Raw genomic sequence first — 17,901 nt, 5'->3', positions numbered from 1 at the left:
ATATGTGGGATGAAATGCATGATATTGATTATGAATAATATGGAAAAAATATTTTTATAAAAGGGGAATTTGTAATGGGACCACAAAATTTTATTATAAATATTGAGAATCAAAAATGGTTGTTTAATGAGCATGAAGATTTATGTTCTCATGGAGAAATATATTTAAATGTGGCTGGAACGATTATTACGCAGACAGGTATGGATGAGGAATGGGGAATAAGTGAATCAGCTTTAGCTTTGTTACGAACTTTAGATAAAGAATATATTTGTGATATTGAAAATGAAGCGGGGCTTATTTTGCACGGATGTGGCACTATGCTCATGTTAGGATGCCCAATTTCAATTCATTGGACTATAAACCATATAGGTGAAAACGTGATTTTAAAGGACTTTGTCAAAGTTATTTCTACTAATCAAAAGGCTATCTACTATGAAGGACTTCATATAGAATTGAATGAAAATGAATATAGAAAACAAATTGCTTCTTTTGCACTACAAGCAAAAGAATTATTTAATAAATCAAGTGAAAAGATAATTTCAAATGAGTTTGAGCGAAGTATGTATACCGACTTTTGGACGGAATATGATCATTTGTTAAATAAGTATAAATAAAAAAGCACTGTAACCAGTGCTTTTTTATTATAGATTACGAGATTGTAGGGTTTTCAAAAATAACAATCTCTGAACTGTTTGTAGTTGAAACACGTTGGGCGTAATATGTTAAAGCTGAAGAAATATATGCTGGTAACGTATCATTTGTATGTGATGTTGTATATTCATGGATTAATTCCTTTAAAGTTGTCCATTCTAATTGTGCTGGGTGATCAGACACGAAAGAACTTACCCAGCGATCAAATGAAGATGAAAAATCAGTTTGTAAACGAAATACTTCTTTCATAATAAAACGCTCCCTTAAAATGTAGTATAATCATTTTACCATAAAACACGAACGATGGCTAAATTTTTTAAGTATAACGTTCGTGTTATATAGTTGTCTAGATGATTGGTTATGTAAATTCAATTTGCCATTTGAAATAACATTCCGTAAGATGAGAGATAGAGTATATTTAGAGCTGGAGGAAAGAAAGTGGAATTTGTATTTTTAGGAACTGGTGCAGGTGTTCCTTCAAAAGGAAGGAACGTTTCAGCAATTGCTTTACAATTGTTAGAAGAACGAGGACAAACTTGGTTATTTGATTGTGGCGAGGCCACGCAACATCAAATATTACATACATCTGTACGTCCGCGCCGCATTGAAAAAATATTTATTACGCATTTACATGGCGATCATATTTTTGGATTGCCTGGTTTATTAGGTAGCCGTTCATTTCAAGGAGGAACTACGCCTTTAACGGTGTATGGACCGAAAGGAATTAAACAATTTATTGAAGTGGCATTATCGGTAAGTACGACACATGTGAAATATCCACTTGAAGTTGTGGAGATAACAGAAGAAGGTACCGTATTTGAAGATAATGAATTTTATGTAGAAACGAAAAGATTGTCACACGGTATAGAATGTTTTGGGTATCGTATTGTAGAGAAAGATATACAAGGTGCTCTTTTAGTTGATAAGTTGCTTGAGATGGGTGTGAAACCAGGTCCAATCTTTAAACGTTTAAAAGATGGTGAAGCAGTTGAATTAGAGGATGGCACGATATTAAATGGAAATGAGTTTATCGGCCCACCTCAAAAAGGAAGAATTATTACTATCTTAGGTGATACGCGATATTGCGAAGCGAGTAGGGAGCTTGCGCAAGATGCAGATGTACTTGTCCATGAAGCGACTTTCGCAGCAGAAGATGAGCAACAAGCGTATGATTATTTTCATTCTACATCTAAGCAAGCTGCGAGCATTGCACTTCAGGCAAATGCGAAGCGACTAATATTAACTCACATTAGTTCTCGCTATCAAGGAGATACATATAAGGAATTATTGAAAGAGGCTAGAGAGTTGTTTTCTAATACAGAAATAGCGACGGATTTGAAATCATTCCCAGTAGAAAAATGATAATTTTATAAAAAATGGTAACGGCGGGTTACCATTTTTTTATGTCTAAAAAAATTTAAAAATAAAACTGTTATTATTTTATACTTATACTTGGATGATACAGAAAATTAGGATGGTTTGAATATAAAGGATAAAAATACGAAATAATGATTATTTAGAAAAACTGTTATATAAGTCAGATGACATACAAGTGATACAAATAGCAGAAATGGACTTTTATTCAGAACTTTTAAAATTCAACAAAAGTAAGCGTTTTATAAAAAACAAGCTATAATGAGGGCAGATTATAATTTATGATAAGTCACATGTATTTTAGTCATTATCGTAACAAGTGAAGTTGACTAAATCATGAGAGAGTAACACGAGAATTATAATAGGAAAGATATTACTATTATTTGTCATAAGTCTTTTTCACTTTTTAGCTAAACGATATGATTAGCGAGTGTATCTATTGCAAGTTCCTTAGTTGAAGCTTTTTATTAATAAGGTGGTGGAGATTTAATTGGTATACCACTCTTTAAAAGAGTTCAGAACATCAGCAGGTAGTCTAGGTGGAATAGCGGGTGCAAATTTAGTTGCATTAGCAATGGTTATATCACTTGTTTATGCTATGCTTGCAATGGCTTCTGTGTTAAACTTTGGATTGCTACCAGACTTTATTGTGGATTATCTTGTATCATTTTTAAATGAAAATAATGCTAAGATTCTTATGTATTATGATAACTGGTATTATTTCAGGTTATATTGGATTACTTTTATTCAAAAACTATCCAATTCGTATAGCAGAACAAATTCGTGGTACAACTGGAAAAGCGACAGATGTAGCAGCTTAATAGAATAGTAGAATAAATTTTTTTCATAGAGGTTTAGGGGGAGTTATGATGAAGTATCGCTCAGTATTTGATATTATCGGTCCAGTTATGATTGGACCATCAAGTTCACATACAGCAGGCGCGGCAAGAATGGGGCAAGTTGCTCGCCAGCTGTTTCGTCATGAACCAGAAAGAGTAAGCATTTCGTTATATGGATCATTTGCAAAGACGTATCGAGGGCATGGTACGGATGTAGCACTAATCGGTGGAATATTAGGATTTGAAACAGATGACTTACGTATTCCAGAGGCGCTAGAAATAGCAAAAGAGCGCGAAATTGAAGTGGAATTCATTGAAGAAGATGCCAATGCACCTCATCCAAATACAGCGAGAATTCGTTTGTATAAAGGTGAAGATGAAATTGAAGTTGTTGCTTGCTCAATTGGTGGCGGTAAAATTGAAGTTGTAGAATTAAACGGATTCGATCTTCAATTATCAGGCACGAGCCCAGCACTACTTATTGTAAATAACGATCGCTTTGGTGCTATTGCAGCGGTAGCTTCAATCCTTGCGAAACATGAGATTAACATTAGTACGATGAGTGTATCTCGTAAAGAAAAAGGAAGAAGAGCGCTTATGGTCATCGAAACAGATGAATTATTAGCAGATGAAGTAATTGAAGAAATAAAAGCGCAACAAAATATTTGTCAAGTAACTATTATGGAATAATTGCAGGGGGGACACACCATGTTTCGGAACGCAGCGGAACTAGTGGCGCAAGCTAAAGAACAAAATGTAAAAATCGCAGAAATTATGATTCAATGTGAAATGGAAACAAGAAGTATTTCACGTGAAGAAGTAATTGCTGGTATGGAAAAGAACTTAGTAGTGATGGAGCAAGCAGTAGAACGTGGTATTCGCGGCGTGAAATCACCAACTGGTTTAACTGGTGGAGATGCTGTAAAAGTTCAAGCGTATATGAAGAGTGGAAAAGGCTTATCTGGAGATACGATTTTGGATGCAGTAAGCAAAGCTGTTGCAACAAATGAAGTAAACGCAGCGATGGGAATTATTTGTGCAACACCAACAGCAGGGTCTGCTGGAACAGTGCCAGGTGTACTATTTGCACTAAGAGAAAAATTGCAGCCTACACGTGAAGAAATGATTGAATTCTTATTTACAGCAGGAGCTTTCGGTATGGTTGTTGCGAATAACGCTTGTATTTCTGGTGCGGCAGGAGGATGCCAAGCTGAAGTTGGTTCAGCAAGTGGAATGGCGGCTGCAGCTGCAGTTGAGATGGCTGGTGGAACACAAGATCAAGCAGCTACAGCGATGGCAATTTCATTAAAGAACATGCTTGGTTTAGTGTGTGATCCTGTTGCAGGACTTGTAGAAGTACCTTGTGTAAAACGTAATGCAGCAGGAGCTGCAAATGCGATGATCTCAGCAGATTTAGCATTAGCTGGTGTAACGAGTACAATTCCATGTGATGAAGTAATTGAGGCAATGTTTAGAATCGGACAAACGATGCCAGTAGCACTTCGTGAAACAGCAGAAGGTGGACTTGCAGCAACGCCGACTGGTCGTCGCCTGCAAGAAGAGATTTTTGGGAAGAACAATAACTAAGTGTAATTATAGAAAAAGGAGCTCAAATAAACTTGAGCTCCTTTTTCTATTTTTCTTTTGTTAGTTGTTCTAATGTTTTTCCAAGATTATGTGATCGTTTCGTTGCCTGTGTAATACAAGAAACAAGTGCTTGTTGAAATTTATGTTCTTGTAATACTTCAATACCTGCCTCAGTAGTTCCACCAGGAGAAGTAATTTCCTTTCGCAAAATAGAAGGGTGTTTGTCACTTGCTTTTAACATTTCAGCAGCACCAATCATCGTTTGAAGAATAAGTGATTTTGCAACATCTTCTTTTAAACCAATTTTTGTTGCAGCTTCTTCCATAGCTTCCACTACGTAATAAATATAAGCAGGTCCACTTCCGGATAATGCAGTGACAGCATGCATATCTTCTTCCTCTACAACAGAGACGAGACCAATCGTTTCAAATAAAGATGTTGCAGTGTGAATATGTTCCGCTGTTGCATGTTTTGAAGGGGAGATAGCGGTAGCTGATTTTAAAATGGCTGCGGATGTATTTGGCATTGCACGAATAATTGGAACGTCTTTTTGAAGTAGTTTTCTAATTGAGTGAGTAGAAACACCTGCTAGTAATGAAATAATAAGCACGTTATTATTTATGTATTCTTTAAAAGGGGTAAGCGCCTCTGCAACATCCTTTGGTTTCATTGCTAGAAAAAGAATATTTGCATCAGTAAGTAATTCTTTTTTATTATGAGTACCTTTGACACCGTATTTTTTATGTAGCTCTTGTAATCTTGTCTCGTTAGAACGATTACTTACAGTAATTTGTTCACCTTTAACGACATTTGCATGTAACAAGCCACCAATAATAGCTTCGGCAATAGAGCCTGCACCGAGAAAGGAAATGTTTTGAATAGACATGATGTTCCTCCTTTAATTTTGGTTAGAAATTCTTATAAATGTACATACATTCGTTTTTTTATAGGAAACACCTCTTTTTATCTGAAAATAATGACAAATATATATAGAAGTTGTAAACTGAAGAAGTATTCATTTTTGAACCGGAAAGAGACAGGGGGGCTAAGCATGACGGCGATTCACCGAATGGAGATTCCTGTACCATTTGCAGTGGAAACTGTGAATGTGTTTTTAGTTGAGGGGGAGACATTAACATTAATTGATACAGGGACGAATACAGAAGAGGCAAGGAATGCGTTAGAAAGTCAATTAGGTACATTAGGACATACGATAGAAGATATTGAAACAGTAGTCATTACGCATCATCATGCAGATCATTGTGGACTTTTAAATATATTTTCTGAGAAGACGAATATTATTGGACATCCTTGGAATGAGCCTTGGATCACACAAAATCCAGAATTTTTAAAGCGGTATCATGAATTTTTTAGAGAGACGGCCTTACAGTTTGGTGTGCCAGCAGCATTTTTGAAAGACGAGTCGTTATTGACGACGAGGACACTTAAATATTCTTGTAATAGATCGTTAACGCATACTGTGAGAGAAGGAGATCGTATTGATTCTTTGCCTGGATTTATAGTACTTGAAACACCAGGTCATGCTTCTACTCATATTTCTTTATATAGAGAATCTGATGGAATATTAATTGGTGGAGATGCTCTCATCAGTCATATTTCTTCGAATCCAATACTAGAACCACCATATGAAGGGCAAACAGAACGGGCACGCCCATTACTACAATATAATCAAACATTACAGCGTTTAAGCGAAATGAATATTTCACGCATTTTATCAGGGCATGGGGAAGATGTTCTAAATGTGAAACAACTTATTGAAACGAGATTACAAAAGCAAGAAACACGTGCTTTTAAAGTGCTTGAGTTATTAAAGGAAAAACCAATGACAGCATTTGAAGTATGTGTAAAACTATTTCCGGTATTATATAAAGAACAATTACCACTTACTATTTCAGAAACGGTTGGACAATTGGACTATTTAGCATATAATCAACAAGTGATGATTGATGAATCATCGCAACAATTGATTTATTATGCAAAGTAGGTGACAGCAATGACAGGACGTTTACAAAATAAAGTAATCGTCATTACAGGTGCTTCTAGTGGGATTGGTGAGCAAGTTGCAATGCAAGTTGCAGCACAGGGAGCGACTCCCGTATTAATGGCTCGAACAGAAGAGAAACTACAAGCGTTAGTAGACAAAATTAAAGAAACTTATAATACGCCTTGCTATTATTATGTATTAGATGTAAGTGAAGAGATGGAAGTACAGTCTGTTTTTTCAAAGGTATTACAAGAAGTGGGACGTATTGATATATTAGTAAACAATGCGGGATTTGGTATTTTTAAAACGTTTGAAGATGCGTCAATGGATGAAGTGAAAGATATGTTCCAAGTAAATGTATTTGGATTAGTAGCATGTACGAAAGCGGTACTATCTTATATGGTAAACAAGAACGAAGGACATATTATTAATATTGCTTCCCTTGCCGGAAAAATTGCAACTCCGAAATCAAGTGCGTATGCAGCAACGAAACATGCTGTATTAGGATTTACGAATAGTTTACGCATGGAATTAGCGAATACAGATATTTATGTTACAGCAATTAATCCAGGTCCGATAGATACAAACTTTTTTGAAATAGCGGATCAATCTGGTACCTATGTAAAGAATATGGGACGTTACATGTTAAAACCAACATACGTAGCAGAACAAATCGTAAAGTCGATGCACACGAAAAAACGTGAAGTAAACTTACCGAAGTGGATGGGAATTGGCCCGAAACTTTATGCTTTATTTCCAGGTTTATTTGAACGTGTAGCAGGTAAATCATTAAGTAAAAAATAGGAGATTTCCACATGGAAATCTCCTATTTTTTATTGTTTTCCAGTCACATAATCATAAACAATATCCTCAATCTCCTCGTATAAATCAATTTCAATATTTGAATGAGTCACCGTTTGAATATGTTTCACTAGCATTTCCTGATCTTCTTTTGATATTGGACTGCATTGATATTGCTGAAAACTTTTTATAATCATTTTCTCAATTAATTTTTCGTTCATATTTTTTCCCGCCTGTATGTACGTATGTATTGTTTTATTGTACTTGAAGTGAAATAAAAAAACTACCATGCACTATTTTTGTATAAAAATCCGGTTGTGTATATTGTTTTTCTAGTAAAATTAAGTTTTTTAAGTTTGTAAAATTTATAAATATTTAATTGACTCTATAAATATACAATATTATAATCATACTTAATTTAAAGAATCGATTTGAGGAGGAACTTATGAAAGTCGCAATTATTGGAGCCACTGGATATGGGGGCATTGAGTTAATTCGTTTATTAGAACAACATCCATATTTTTCTATAGCATCTCTTCATTCTTTTTCACAAGTTGGTGAGTGTATAACAAATGTATATCCGCATCTTCGAAATGTCCTCGTTCATACGTTACAAGAAATTGATGTGGAGACAATAGGGAAAGAAGCAGAAATCGTATTTCTAGCAACACCAGCAGGAGTATCGGCGGAGTTAACTCCCAAGTTATTAGCAGAAGGTTTAAAAGTAATTGACCTATCTGGAGACTTTCGTATGATAGATCCTTCGTCATATGAACTGTGGTATAAAAGGCCAGCAGCGAAAGAAGAAATTCTTAGAAAAGCAGTGTATGGGTTAAGTGAATGGAAAAGGACTGAGATTCAAAAGGCAAATTTAATTGCAAACCCAGGATGTTTTGCTACAGCCACATTGCTAGCGATAGCACCGTTAGTACGTAGTAGCAGGATTGAAGAAGATTCGATTATTATTGACGCGAAATCAGGGGTATCAGGAGCAGGTAAAACACCAACAACAATGACTCATTTTCCTGAGCTATACGATAACTTACACATCTATAAAGTAAACCAGCATCAGCACGTTCCAGAGATTGAGCAAATGCTTACAGAATGGAATAGTGAATTACAGCCAATTACATTTAGCACACATTTAATACCGATATCACGAGGAATCATGATTACACTTTATGCAAAAGTAAAACAAAAGATGGAAATAAAGCAACTTCAAAAATTGTATGAAGAAACGTATGAACAATCGCCTTTCATCCGAATTTGTACGCAAGGGAAATTTCCAAGTCCAAAAGAAGTGAGAGGCTCAAATTATTGTGATATTGGCATAGCTTACGATGAAAGAACAGAAAGAGTTACGGTCGTTTCTGTTATAGACAATATGATGAAAGGCGCGGCTGGGCAAGCGATTCAAAATGCAAACATAATAGCGGGACTAGAAGAGACAACAGGTTTACAACATATGCCGCTTTATCTATAAGGGGGACATGATGATTAAAGTAGCGTCTATTACAAAATTAGAAAATGGTTCAATTGTAACGCCGAAAGGCTTTTCGGCAATTGGTACTGCAAATGGTCTGAAAAAGGAGAAAAAGGATTTAGGGGCAATCGTTTGTGACGTACCAGCATCATGTGCCGCTGTGTATACAACGAATCAAATACAAGCAGCCCCTTTGCAAGTAACGAAGGATAGTATAACGGCAGAAGGGAAGTTACAAGCAATTATCGTTAATAGTGGAAATGCAAATGCTTGTACTGGAATGAAAGGATTACAAGACGCATACGAGATGCGCACATTAGGGGCGGAACATTTTGGATTGAAAGAAAATTACGTTGCAGTAGCTTCAACAGGTGTAATTGGTGTTCCGCTGCCGATGGATATAATCCGAAAGGGAGTTGCAACTCTTATACCGACGAAGGAAGAAAGTGAAGCATATTCTTTTTCTGAAGCAATTTTAACGACGGATCTCATAACGAAAGAAACTTGCTATGAAATGATTATTGATGGGAAGAAAGTGACGATTGCGGGTGTTGCAAAAGGTTCAGGGATGATTCATCCGAATATGGCAACGATGCTTAGTTTTATTACGACAGATGCTCATATAGAGCATGACGTATTGCAAACGGCATTATCCCAAATTACGAATCATACATTTAATCAAATTACGGTAGATGGAGATACTTCTACGAATGATATGGTCATCGTTATGGCAAGTGGATTATCAGAAACAAGGCCGATAAATATGGAACATACAGATTGGGAAACTTTCGTATGTGCTTTACAGAAGGTATGTGAAGATTTAGCAAAAAAAATTGCGCAAGATGGTGAAGGCGCTACGAAGTTAATAGAAGTAAATGTGCTAGGAGCTCAAACGAATGAAGAGGCAAAAAAAATTGCAAAGCAAATAGTCGGTTCGAGTCTTGTGAAAACAGCAATACATGGTGAAGACCCAAACTGGGGACGAATTATTAGCAGTATTGGACAAAGTGAAGTAGCTATTAGTCCGAATACAATTGACATTACTCTTCAATCTATATTGGTATTAAAAAATAGTGAGCCTCAAACATTTTCTGAAGAAGAAATGAAAGAGAGATTACAAGAAGATGAAATAGTCATTAATGTGTACTTACACTTAGGAGAAGAGACAGGATCAGCTTGGGGCTGTGACTTAAGCTATGAATATGTGAAAATAAACGCTTGTTATCGTACATAAGGAGAGAGAAGATGAGCGAATATATTGTAGTGAAATGCGGCGGTAGTATGTTGAATCAATTAAAAGCTGTGTTTTTTGAATGTATAAAGAAATTGCAACAGAAGTATAAAGTAGTGATTGTTCATGGTGGTGGGCCAGAAATTGATGCCAAATTAAAAGATTGTAACATCAACGTAGAAAAAAGAGATGGATTACGCGTAACACCAAAAGAAGTTATGGATGTTGTTCAAATGGTGCTATGCGGAAGTACGAATAAAAAACTCGTAATGAATTTACAAAAGCATAATTTACTTGCGGTAGGTTGTTCAGGATGTGACGGCAATTTACTTCAAGTTCAACCTGTCAGTGAAGAGATAGGATATGTGGGGGAAGTAAGTTATGTAGAAACAGCCTTATTAAAAGGATTAATGAATATGGAGTATATTCCTGTTATTGCTCCAATCGGGGTAAATGGTAATGAAGTTTATAACATAAATGCGGACAATGCTGCAGCTGGGATTGCGGCTGCGTTAGGGGCAAAAGAGCTTATTTTTATTACGGATGTAGATGGAATATTACATGAAGGGAATTTGGTAAAGGAAACGGATGAATCTGAAATTGCTACTTTTATAGAAACAGGTGTTATTACAGGTGGGATGATTCCGAAAGTACAGGCGGCACTAGCATCATTAAAAATGGGAGTGCAAAAGATAAGTATTGTGAATGGTACAAAAGATTTTACTGAGGTTACGGGAGAGTGTATTGGAACGACGGTAACGAAAGGTGTGAGTATTGCATGACGAGTCATCTTTTTCAAACGTATGGCAGAAGAACTATTGAGTTTGTAAAGGGAACTGGAACGAAAGTTATTGATAATAACGGTAAGGAATATTTAGATTTCACATCAGGAATTGGCGTATGTAATTTAGGACATTGTCACCCTACTGTTCTCAAAGGTGTACAAGAGCAACTTGATGATATATGGCATATATCTAACCTGTTTACAAACAGCTTGCAAGAAGAAGTTGCGTCATTATTAACAGAAAATAGAGAATTAGATTATGTGTTTTTCTGTAATAGTGGGGCAGAGGCAAATGAAGCGGCTTTAAAGTTAGCACGTAAGCATACTGGAAAATCTCTCGTCGTAACATGCCAGCAGTCTTTTCACGGTAGAACATTTGGAACGATGAGTGCAACGGGCCAAGATAAGGTAAAAGAAGGATTTGGTCCATTACTTCCATCTTTTTTACATATCCCTTTTAACGATATTAAAGCATTAGAGGAAGTAATGAATGAAGAAGTTGCGGCGGTAATGGTAGAAGTTGTTCAAGGAGAGGGAGGAGTAATACCTGCTGATCTATCTTTTTTGAAAGAGATTGAAATATTATGTAATAAGTTCGGTTCCTTATTTATTATAGACGAAGTACAAACGGGGATAGGAAGAACTGGAACACTATTCGCTTATGAACAAGTGGGAATAGAGCCTGATATCGTTACCGTTGCAAAGGCGCTTGGGAATGGGATTCCTGTCGGAGCGATGATTGGCCGGAAAGAGCTCGGAGCGTCGTTTCCTGCAGGATCACACGGTTCAACTTTTGGCGGGAATTACATCGCGATGGCTGCAGCGAAAGAAGTATTGCAAGTAAGTAAAAAACCATCGTTTTTAAAAGAAGTACAAGAAAAAGGCGAGTACGTATTAGAGAAGTTGCAAGAGGAATTACAGCATGTCGAATGTATTCAAAATATACGTGGTAAGGGGCTTATGATTGGGATTGAGTGTAAGCATGAAGTTGCAAGTTTTATAGAACAACTAGAAAACGAAGGACTTCTCGTATTACAAGCAGGTCCTAATGTGATAAGACTATTACCGCCACTCATTGTCACGAATGAAGAGTTAGAACAGGCAGTATATATAATAAAAAAAGTAGTTTGTACAAAAAACGTATCAATCATATAAGGGGGAAGTCTCATGTCAACTGTACAAGTACCGAAATTAAATACGAAAGATCTTTTAACACTAGAAGAATTAACGAAAGAAGAAATTATTTCTTTAATTGAGTTCGCTATATATTTAAAAAAGAATAAGCAAGAGCCTTTATTACAAGGCAAAATATTAGGGCTTATTTTTGATAAGCATTCAACTCGTACTCGTGTATCTTTTGAAGCAGGAATGGTACAGCTCGGGGGACATGGTATGTTTTTAAGTGGGAAAGAGATGCAAATGGGAAGAGGAGAAAGCGTTTCAGATACTGCGAAAGTATTATCGCAGTATATTGACGGGATCATGATACGTACATTCTCACACGCGGATGTAGAAGAGCTTGCAAAAGAATCGAGTATTCCTGTTATTAACGGTTTAACGGATGATCACCATCCTTGTCAAGCATTGGCAGACCTTATGACGATATACGAAGAAATAAATACATTTAAAGGAATAAAATTGGCTTACGTAGGTGACGGAAATAATGTATGTCATTCATTGTTGCTAGCGAGTGCAAAAGTCGGAATGCATATGACTGTGGCAACGCCTGTAGGGTATGAACCGAATGAAGAGATTGTAAAAAAAGCGTTAGCAATTGCCAAGGAAACAGGAGCTGAAATTGAAGTTTTGCATGATCCTGAATTAGCGGTGAATGAAGCAGATTTCATTTATACTGACGTTTGGATGAGCATGGGGCAAGAGGGCGAAGAAGAGAAGTATACTTTATTTCAACCTTACCAAATCAATAACGAACTTGTTAAGCATGCGAAGCAAACATATCGTTTCTTACACTGTTTACCTGCCCATCGTGAAGAAGAAGTAACAGGAGAAATTATAGATGGACCGCAGTCTATCGTCTTTGAGCAAGCTGGTAATCGATTGCATGCTCAAAAAGCGTTATTAGTGAGTTTATTTAAAAATGTAGAAGAGCCTTCCTAAAAGGGAGGTTTTTTTATATTAAAATGTCGGATGTATATTTGGTTAACCATTTCGATATCATTTATAATAAAAGAGAAAACTAAATTTGTTTTTCAGAGTGTGTAAGGACATACTACATATAAAAATATAGTTAAAGAGATGATGAGGGTGAAAACAACTAAGAAAACATATTCGTTTTTCCAGCGGATGTGGAGAATATTAAAGTTTCAATATTATAAGTTGCTTCGATCGCCAGAAGGCGCAAAGAAAGTATCGTTAGGGTTTGCTATAGGATTCGGCTTAGAAATGTTAGTCATTTATACGGCATCGCTCGTATATGTAATATTTTATCCAATCGTCAGGTTAGCAAAGGGATCTTTTCCTGCGGCAGTTATTGGCAATATTATTGGGAAAATATCGTTTCTCCCAGTATTTTTATTTCCGCTTGCGTATGCGCTAGGAAAAATGATTTATCCATTTCATGTACAGAAAATTCATCATGAACCATTTACGATATCGGACTTGTTTTCAAGTCACATTTTTACGATATTAAAGAGCTTATTACAAAGTGAAGTGTATGTATTAATTGGAATGACGATTTTAGGAGTTGTGTTTGGTCTCATTTCATATTTCGTTGTGCATTATTTATACGAAAAGAACCGTAAGTTACGTTTGAAGAAAAGGAAGAAACGAGTGAGAGAACCACTTGTACAATTATAAACAATGTCACATTCATTTTCTCCTTTGAATATGTTTAAGAAAAAGGAGGAGAGGATAATGTATTATTATTACGTACCTCAAGTATATCCATATGTAAATTATTATCCGGTTTATGATACGAGTAGACAATACGAATTATATCGGCAACAACAATTACAGCAATTATCACAAATACCACAATTACCAACACAACAGCCTACACAGGAAAAAAAACCATATTTAACAACATGGCCATATTCCAATGTATACTATGGTAATTATTACGAATCATAAAGCTGCTTCTATTTAGAAGCAGCTTTATACGTTTGTTTTCAAAATTAAATTTTGAATGGTTTGAAGAGAATGAATGAGCTTTTCGCGCTCTTCCTCAGATAATGTTTGGAAATTTTCTTTTAGTTTGTCTAAAATGAATTGCTGATACTGATTTACTAATAATTTCCCTTCAGCTGTTAGGGAAATTAAAATGACCCGTCGATCTTTTTCGCTATAATGACGCTCTATTAGTTCTTCTTGAATAAGTTTGTTTAATAGAGGTGTCATGTTAGGCCGTGAAATCGCTAGCCGCTTGCCGATTTCGGAAACTGCTAATGTGCCGTTTTCATGCAAAAGCAGTAATACTTGTGTATGTGATGGCGGCATATGTCTTTGAGAAGAAAATTCTCCAGGAAGCATAAATTTGCGATAAAAAAGAGGCACTAGCGAAAGAAGATGATCAACAATACGTTCCCACTCGCGTGATTCCATATAAAGGCCCCCTTCCACTATCATTGTAACAAAAAAGACATGTTATAAAAATAGAATTGTTTTATGGTCGCTTTAATATTTGTAGGATAACACTTGCTTTGTAAATGTATTGGCAATAATTGCATAGCCGTTATCATTTGGGTGTACTTGGTCAAATAATAACTCTTTTTTATCATTCGATATTAATTTGCGAATTGGTAAAACGATAGATGGTTGATTTGCTTTGGAAATGGAATAAACAGATTCATTCCAGCCATCTAAAAACATATCTGCATAACTTGCGATGGAGTCATCGAGTTGTAACGGGTTATAGAGTTCTGAGAGAATGAGTAAAGCGTCCGGATTTTGATCTCGAACTGTCTTTACAATACTTTTTATATCCGCTTCAAAATGGGCTTTTTCTTTATTTAACATTTTTATACCATCTATAACACCAACATCACGATTTAAACGAAATAAATTATTTCCTCCAATATTAATTGTAATTATATTTGCTGCTCTAATTTTTTCCTTTACATCTTCTGATTGAACTTTTTTAGCGAGACGATCTGTTGTAAGACCGTTTACCCCAAGGTTTTCTACTGTAATTGGTTTATGAATTTGTGCTTCTATTTGCTTAGAAGCTAATTCAGCAAATCCACCTTGTGTCGATCCATATCCTTTAGCGAGTGAATCACCTAATACAAGATGATAAAAAGATTCGTTTGTTTGCTTATCAATCCAATTTGGGGCAGATGTTTTTTCTGTTTTTTCTTCAGATTCATTTTGTTTTGTCTCGTCGTTCTTTTCAAAATAAGAATAAGAAATGATCAGAAGGAGGAGACAAACAATTGTTAAGATGACTTTTTTCATAAATTCATCCTCCTTGTAATTGGTAATTGTATCATATTCAGCAGTATTAGCAATGTAAGGGCATATTATATGTTTATGAAAAGTTTATAATAACTTTACAGAAAATTTGTTGAAGTTTGTCAAAAAATATTGACGATAGGAAAGAACTTTATATATGATAATGTCAGATAAGGTGAAACTTTAATGAGTGGGAGCTTTATTTCCTATTAATTAATAGTCTTCATCAATCGGGCGTTTAAGGGGACTACTCGTTAGCGCAGGGTGAAATGAAAATTGTGTCTCTAATAGAAGAAAAAAGGTATGTGGTTAGAGACAGATAGGGATTCATTTCATTATTTCTGGTAATTGTATAAGGGGGATTTTTTGTGAAAAAGTCAAAAAAAATGCTAGCTGGAGCAACTCTTGCTATTGGTGTTATAGCGCCGCAAGTATTGCCAGCAACAGCTCATGCGGATGAGCAAACTAGGGAGAGTACAGTTAACTTACGAATTCTAGAAACATCAGATATTCACGTTAACTTAATGAATTACGATTATTATCAAACGAAAACAGATAATAAAGTAGGTCTCGTACAAACTGCAACACTCGTTAATAAAGCACGTGAAGAAGTGAAAAACTCTGTCCTATTTGATGATGGGGATGCATTACAAGGGACACCGCTTGGAGATTATGTAGCAAATAAAATAAAAGATCAGAAGAATCGTGTGGATCCTAGTTATACACACCCATTATATCGTGTAATGAATTTAATGAAGTATGACGTCATCTCTCTTGGGAATCATGAATTTAACTACGGTTTAGATTATTTAAAGAAAGTGACTAGTAAAACAAAAATTCCGGTTATTAACTCGAATGTCTACAGAGATGACCATGATGGTAATGATGAGAATGACGAGCATTACTTTGATAGACCATATCATATTTTAGAGAAAGAAGTAGTGGATGAAGCAGGCCAAAAACAAATAGTGAAAATTGGTGTAATGGGATTTGTTCCACCACAAATTATGAATTGGGATAAAGCGAATTTAGAAGGACAAGTTAAAGCGAAAGATATAGTTGAAACAGCGAAGAAAATGGTACCAAAAATGAAAGCAGAAGGTGCAGATGTTATCGTTGCACTAGCTCATTCCGGTGTTGATAAAAGTGGATACAACGTTGGTATGGAAAACGCGTCGTATTATTTAACAGAGGTTCCTGGCGTAAATGCAGTATTAATGGGACATTCACATACTGAAGTGAAGGATGTATTTAATGGTGTTCCAGTTGTAATGCCGGGTGTTTTTGGTAGTAACTTAGGTATTATTGATATGCAATTGAAAAAGGTAAACGGAAAATGGGAAGTGCAAAAAGATCAGTCTAAGCCGCAACTTCGTCCGATTGCTGATAGTAAAGGTAATCCATTAGTAGAATCTGATCAAAAATTAGTTAATGAAATTAAAGATGAACATGAAAAGACAATCGAATATGTAAATACACATGTAGGTGAAACGAAAGCACCAATTAATAGTTATTTTTCATTAGTACAAGATGATCCTTCCGTACAAATTGTGACAAATGCGCAAAAATGGTATGTAGAACAAGAACTTAAAAAACCAGAATACGAAAAGATTAAAGATATTCCAGTTTTATCTGCAGGAGCACCATTTAAAGCAGGTGGCCGAAACGGTGCGACATATTATACGGATATTCCAGCTGGAACGTTAGCGATTAAAAACGTTGCAGATTTATACGTGTATCCAAATACGTTATATGCTGTAAAAGTAAATGGGGCACAAGTGAAAGAATGGCTTGAAATGTCTGCAGGTCAGTTTAATCAAATTGATCCAAAGAAAACAGAAGAACAGCCGTTAGTAAATATAGGCTATCCTACATATAACTTCGATATTTTAGATGGCTTAAAATACGAAATTGATGTAACACAACCGGCGAAATACGATAAAGATGGAAAAGTTGTAAATGCAAATGCTAATCGTATTGTAAATATGACATATGAAGGTAAGCTAGTAGCTGACAAGCAAGAGTTCATCGTCGCTACAAATAACTATCGTGGAAGTAGCCAAACGTTCCCAGGTGTAAGTAAAGGGGAAGTTGTATACCAATCACAAGATGAAACACGTCAAATCATTGTGAAGTATATGCAAAAAATAAAAGATATTGATCCAGCAGCTGATCAAAATTGGACATTTAAACCGATTGTTGCAGATAAATTAAATACAACATTTGATTCTTCACCAAATGCACAAAAGTATATAAAGAAAGATGGAAAGATTTCATATGTTGGACCATCTGAAAATGAATTTGCGAAATATGCAATTGATATAACGAAGAAAAATGATGATAAAGAAACTGGTGAAGGAAATCCAACGACACCGCCAACAGGTGGTGGAGAAAATCCAACAACACCGCCAACAGGTAATGGAGAAAACCCAACACCACCAACAGAAGAAGGTAATAATGGTAATGAACCAAAACAAGATGGAAACAATACTGGATCTGGACAAACTACAACAGATGATCAAAATACAAAAGAAACAACAACAACTGTAAGTGAAAATAAAGAAGCTGAAAAAGATGAACGTGATTTACCGAAAACAGGTGCAAGTATTGCTTCTACAATTGGAGCTGGTCTTGCGTTTGTTGGAGCGGGATTACTTATGTTATTTAGAAAAAAGAAAGCGAATAGATAGTAGAGAAATATAAAAAGGATTACCAATTTGGTAATCCTTTTTGTTA

20 protein-coding genes are annotated in these 17,901 nt (G+C 35.6%); 15 read left to right on the top strand and 5 right to left on the bottom strand.

Annotated elements, in window-relative coordinates; translation table 11 throughout:
• The first annotated feature begins 74 nt into the window (after positions 1-74).
• A complete protein-coding gene (locus HFD78_RS06475; protein ID WP_000529164.1) occupies positions 75-614 on the top strand; it encodes a hypothetical protein in 540 nt (179 codons plus the stop codon).
• A 34-nt stretch (positions 615-648) separates the two neighbouring features.
• Here HFD78_RS06475 and HFD78_RS06470 read toward each other — a convergent pair whose 3' ends face one another.
• Positions 649-900 (bottom strand): DUF3932 family protein, encoded by a 252-nt coding sequence (locus HFD78_RS06470; protein WP_000665709.1) that lies wholly within the window; start codon positions 898-900, stop codon positions 649-651.
• Between the two features lie 189 nt (positions 901-1,089).
• Between HFD78_RS06470 and rnz the strand changes: the two genes are divergently transcribed.
• The 4 genes from rnz (at position 1,090) to sdaAA (ending at position 4,451) form a co-directional block, all read left to right on the top strand.
• The gene (gene rnz, locus HFD78_RS06465; protein WP_000397453.1) at positions 1,090-2,013 is read left to right on the top strand and encodes a ribonuclease Z; all 924 of its coding nucleotides are present in this window, start codon (positions 1,090-1,092) and stop codon (positions 2,011-2,013) included.
• A gap of 556 nt (positions 2,014-2,569) precedes the next feature.
• Complete coding sequence (locus tag HFD78_RS06460; RefSeq protein ID WP_048567782.1) at positions 2,570-2,854, top strand: hypothetical protein; 285 nt, start codon at positions 2,570-2,572, stop codon at positions 2,852-2,854.
• 40 nt (positions 2,855-2,894) lie between these two features.
• Positions 2,895-3,554 carry an L-serine ammonia-lyase, iron-sulfur-dependent subunit beta gene (gene sdaAB / locus HFD78_RS06455; RefSeq protein ID WP_000877445.1) on the top strand — a complete coding sequence of 220 codons (660 nt, stop codon included), beginning with the start codon at positions 2,895-2,897 and terminating at the stop codon, positions 3,552-3,554.
• 18 nt (positions 3,555-3,572) lie between these two features.
• Positions 3,573-4,451, top strand: coding sequence for an L-serine ammonia-lyase, iron-sulfur-dependent, subunit alpha (gene sdaAA / locus HFD78_RS06450; RefSeq protein ID WP_000489461.1), 879 nt, complete (start codon positions 3,573-3,575; stop codon positions 4,449-4,451).
• A 46-nt stretch (positions 4,452-4,497) separates the two neighbouring features.
• Here the strand turns inward: sdaAA and proI are convergent, their stop codons facing one another.
• A complete protein-coding gene (proI, locus tag HFD78_RS06445; protein ID WP_000027253.1) occupies positions 4,498-5,337 on the bottom strand; it encodes a pyrroline-5-carboxylate reductase ProI in 840 nt (279 codons plus the stop codon).
• A gap of 165 nt (positions 5,338-5,502) precedes the next feature.
• Here proI and HFD78_RS06440 point away from each other — a divergent pair, with 165 nt between their 5' ends.
• Together HFD78_RS06440 and HFD78_RS06435 are read left to right on the top strand one after the other, a co-directional pair.
• Complete coding sequence (locus tag HFD78_RS06440) at positions 5,503-6,456, top strand: MBL fold metallo-hydrolase (RefSeq protein WP_000125134.1); 954 nt, start codon at positions 5,503-5,505, stop codon at positions 6,454-6,456.
• Positions 6,457-6,465: 9 nt separating this feature from the next.
• The gene (locus tag HFD78_RS06435; protein WP_000147792.1) at positions 6,466-7,260 is read left to right on the top strand and encodes an SDR family NAD(P)-dependent oxidoreductase; all 795 of its coding nucleotides are present in this window, start codon (positions 6,466-6,468) and stop codon (positions 7,258-7,260) included.
• A 29-nt stretch (positions 7,261-7,289) separates the two neighbouring features.
• On the opposite strand, the gene HFD78_RS06430 is transcribed toward HFD78_RS06435, so the two are convergent.
• A complete protein-coding gene (locus tag HFD78_RS06430) occupies positions 7,290-7,478 on the bottom strand; it encodes a YqzH family protein (RefSeq protein ID WP_001003222.1) in 189 nt (62 codons plus the stop codon).
• A gap of 224 nt (positions 7,479-7,702) precedes the next feature.
• On the opposite strand from HFD78_RS06430, the gene argC reads away from it, so the two are divergent.
• The 7 genes from argC (at position 7,703) to HFD78_RS06395 (ending at position 13,845) form a co-directional block, all read left to right on the top strand.
• Positions 7,703-8,740 carry an N-acetyl-gamma-glutamyl-phosphate reductase gene (gene argC, locus HFD78_RS06425; protein ID WP_000861251.1) on the top strand — a complete coding sequence of 346 codons (1,038 nt, stop codon included), beginning with the start codon at positions 7,703-7,705 and terminating at the stop codon, positions 8,738-8,740.
• A 10-nt stretch (positions 8,741-8,750) separates the two neighbouring features.
• The gene (argJ, locus tag HFD78_RS06420; RefSeq protein WP_000598389.1) at positions 8,751-9,974 is read left to right on the top strand and encodes a bifunctional glutamate N-acetyltransferase/amino-acid acetyltransferase ArgJ; all 1,224 of its coding nucleotides are present in this window, start codon (positions 8,751-8,753) and stop codon (positions 9,972-9,974) included.
• 11 nt (positions 9,975-9,985) lie between these two features.
• On the top strand, positions 9,986-10,753 hold the full coding sequence (gene argB / locus HFD78_RS06415; protein ID WP_000006080.1) for an acetylglutamate kinase: 768 nt from the start codon (positions 9,986-9,988) through the stop codon (positions 10,751-10,753).
• On the top strand, positions 10,750-11,910 hold the full coding sequence (locus HFD78_RS06410) for an acetylornithine transaminase (protein ID WP_000200558.1): 1,161 nt from the start codon (positions 10,750-10,752) through the stop codon (positions 11,908-11,910). Before argB ends, HFD78_RS06410 begins: the two co-directional genes overlap by 4 nt.
• A 12-nt stretch (positions 11,911-11,922) precedes the next feature.
• A complete protein-coding gene (gene argF / locus HFD78_RS06405) occupies positions 11,923-12,873 on the top strand; it encodes an ornithine carbamoyltransferase (RefSeq protein WP_000108850.1) in 951 nt (316 codons plus the stop codon).
• 138 nt (positions 12,874-13,011) lie between these two features.
• Positions 13,012-13,572 (top strand): DUF2062 domain-containing protein, encoded by a 561-nt coding sequence (locus HFD78_RS06400; RefSeq protein ID WP_002005691.1) that lies wholly within the window; start codon positions 13,012-13,014, stop codon positions 13,570-13,572.
• 57 nt (positions 13,573-13,629) lie between these two features.
• On the top strand, positions 13,630-13,845 hold the full coding sequence (locus HFD78_RS06395; RefSeq protein ID WP_000291957.1) for a hypothetical protein: 216 nt from the start codon (positions 13,630-13,632) through the stop codon (positions 13,843-13,845).
• A gap of 24 nt (positions 13,846-13,869) precedes the next feature.
• Here HFD78_RS06395 and HFD78_RS06390 read toward each other — a convergent pair whose 3' ends face one another.
• Positions 13,870-14,316, bottom strand: coding sequence for a MarR family winged helix-turn-helix transcriptional regulator (locus HFD78_RS06390; RefSeq protein WP_000445819.1), 447 nt, complete (start codon positions 14,314-14,316; stop codon positions 13,870-13,872).
• A gap of 72 nt (positions 14,317-14,388) precedes the next feature.
• Positions 14,389-15,168, bottom strand: coding sequence for a GDSL-type esterase/lipase family protein (locus tag HFD78_RS06385; protein WP_000755850.1), 780 nt, complete (start codon positions 15,166-15,168; stop codon positions 14,389-14,391).
• 365 nt (positions 15,169-15,533) lie between these two features.
• On the opposite strand from HFD78_RS06385, the gene cpdB reads away from it, so the two are divergent.
• The gene (gene cpdB, locus HFD78_RS06380) at positions 15,534-17,855 is read left to right on the top strand and encodes a bifunctional 2',3'-cyclic-nucleotide 2'-phosphodiesterase/3'-nucleotidase (RefSeq protein ID WP_000748617.1); all 2,322 of its coding nucleotides are present in this window, start codon (positions 15,534-15,536) and stop codon (positions 17,853-17,855) included.
• The last annotated feature ends 46 nt before the right edge of the window (positions 17,856-17,901 follow it).

It is taken from the genome of Bacillus sp. EKM501B, from assembly GCF_011800505.1.
Taxonomy (GTDB): Bacteria; Bacillota; Bacilli; order Bacillales; family Bacillaceae_G; genus Bacillus_A; species Bacillus_A cereus.
Note: the sequence above shows the minus strand (reverse complement) of the source record. Positions and strands in the feature narration are given on the sequence as shown.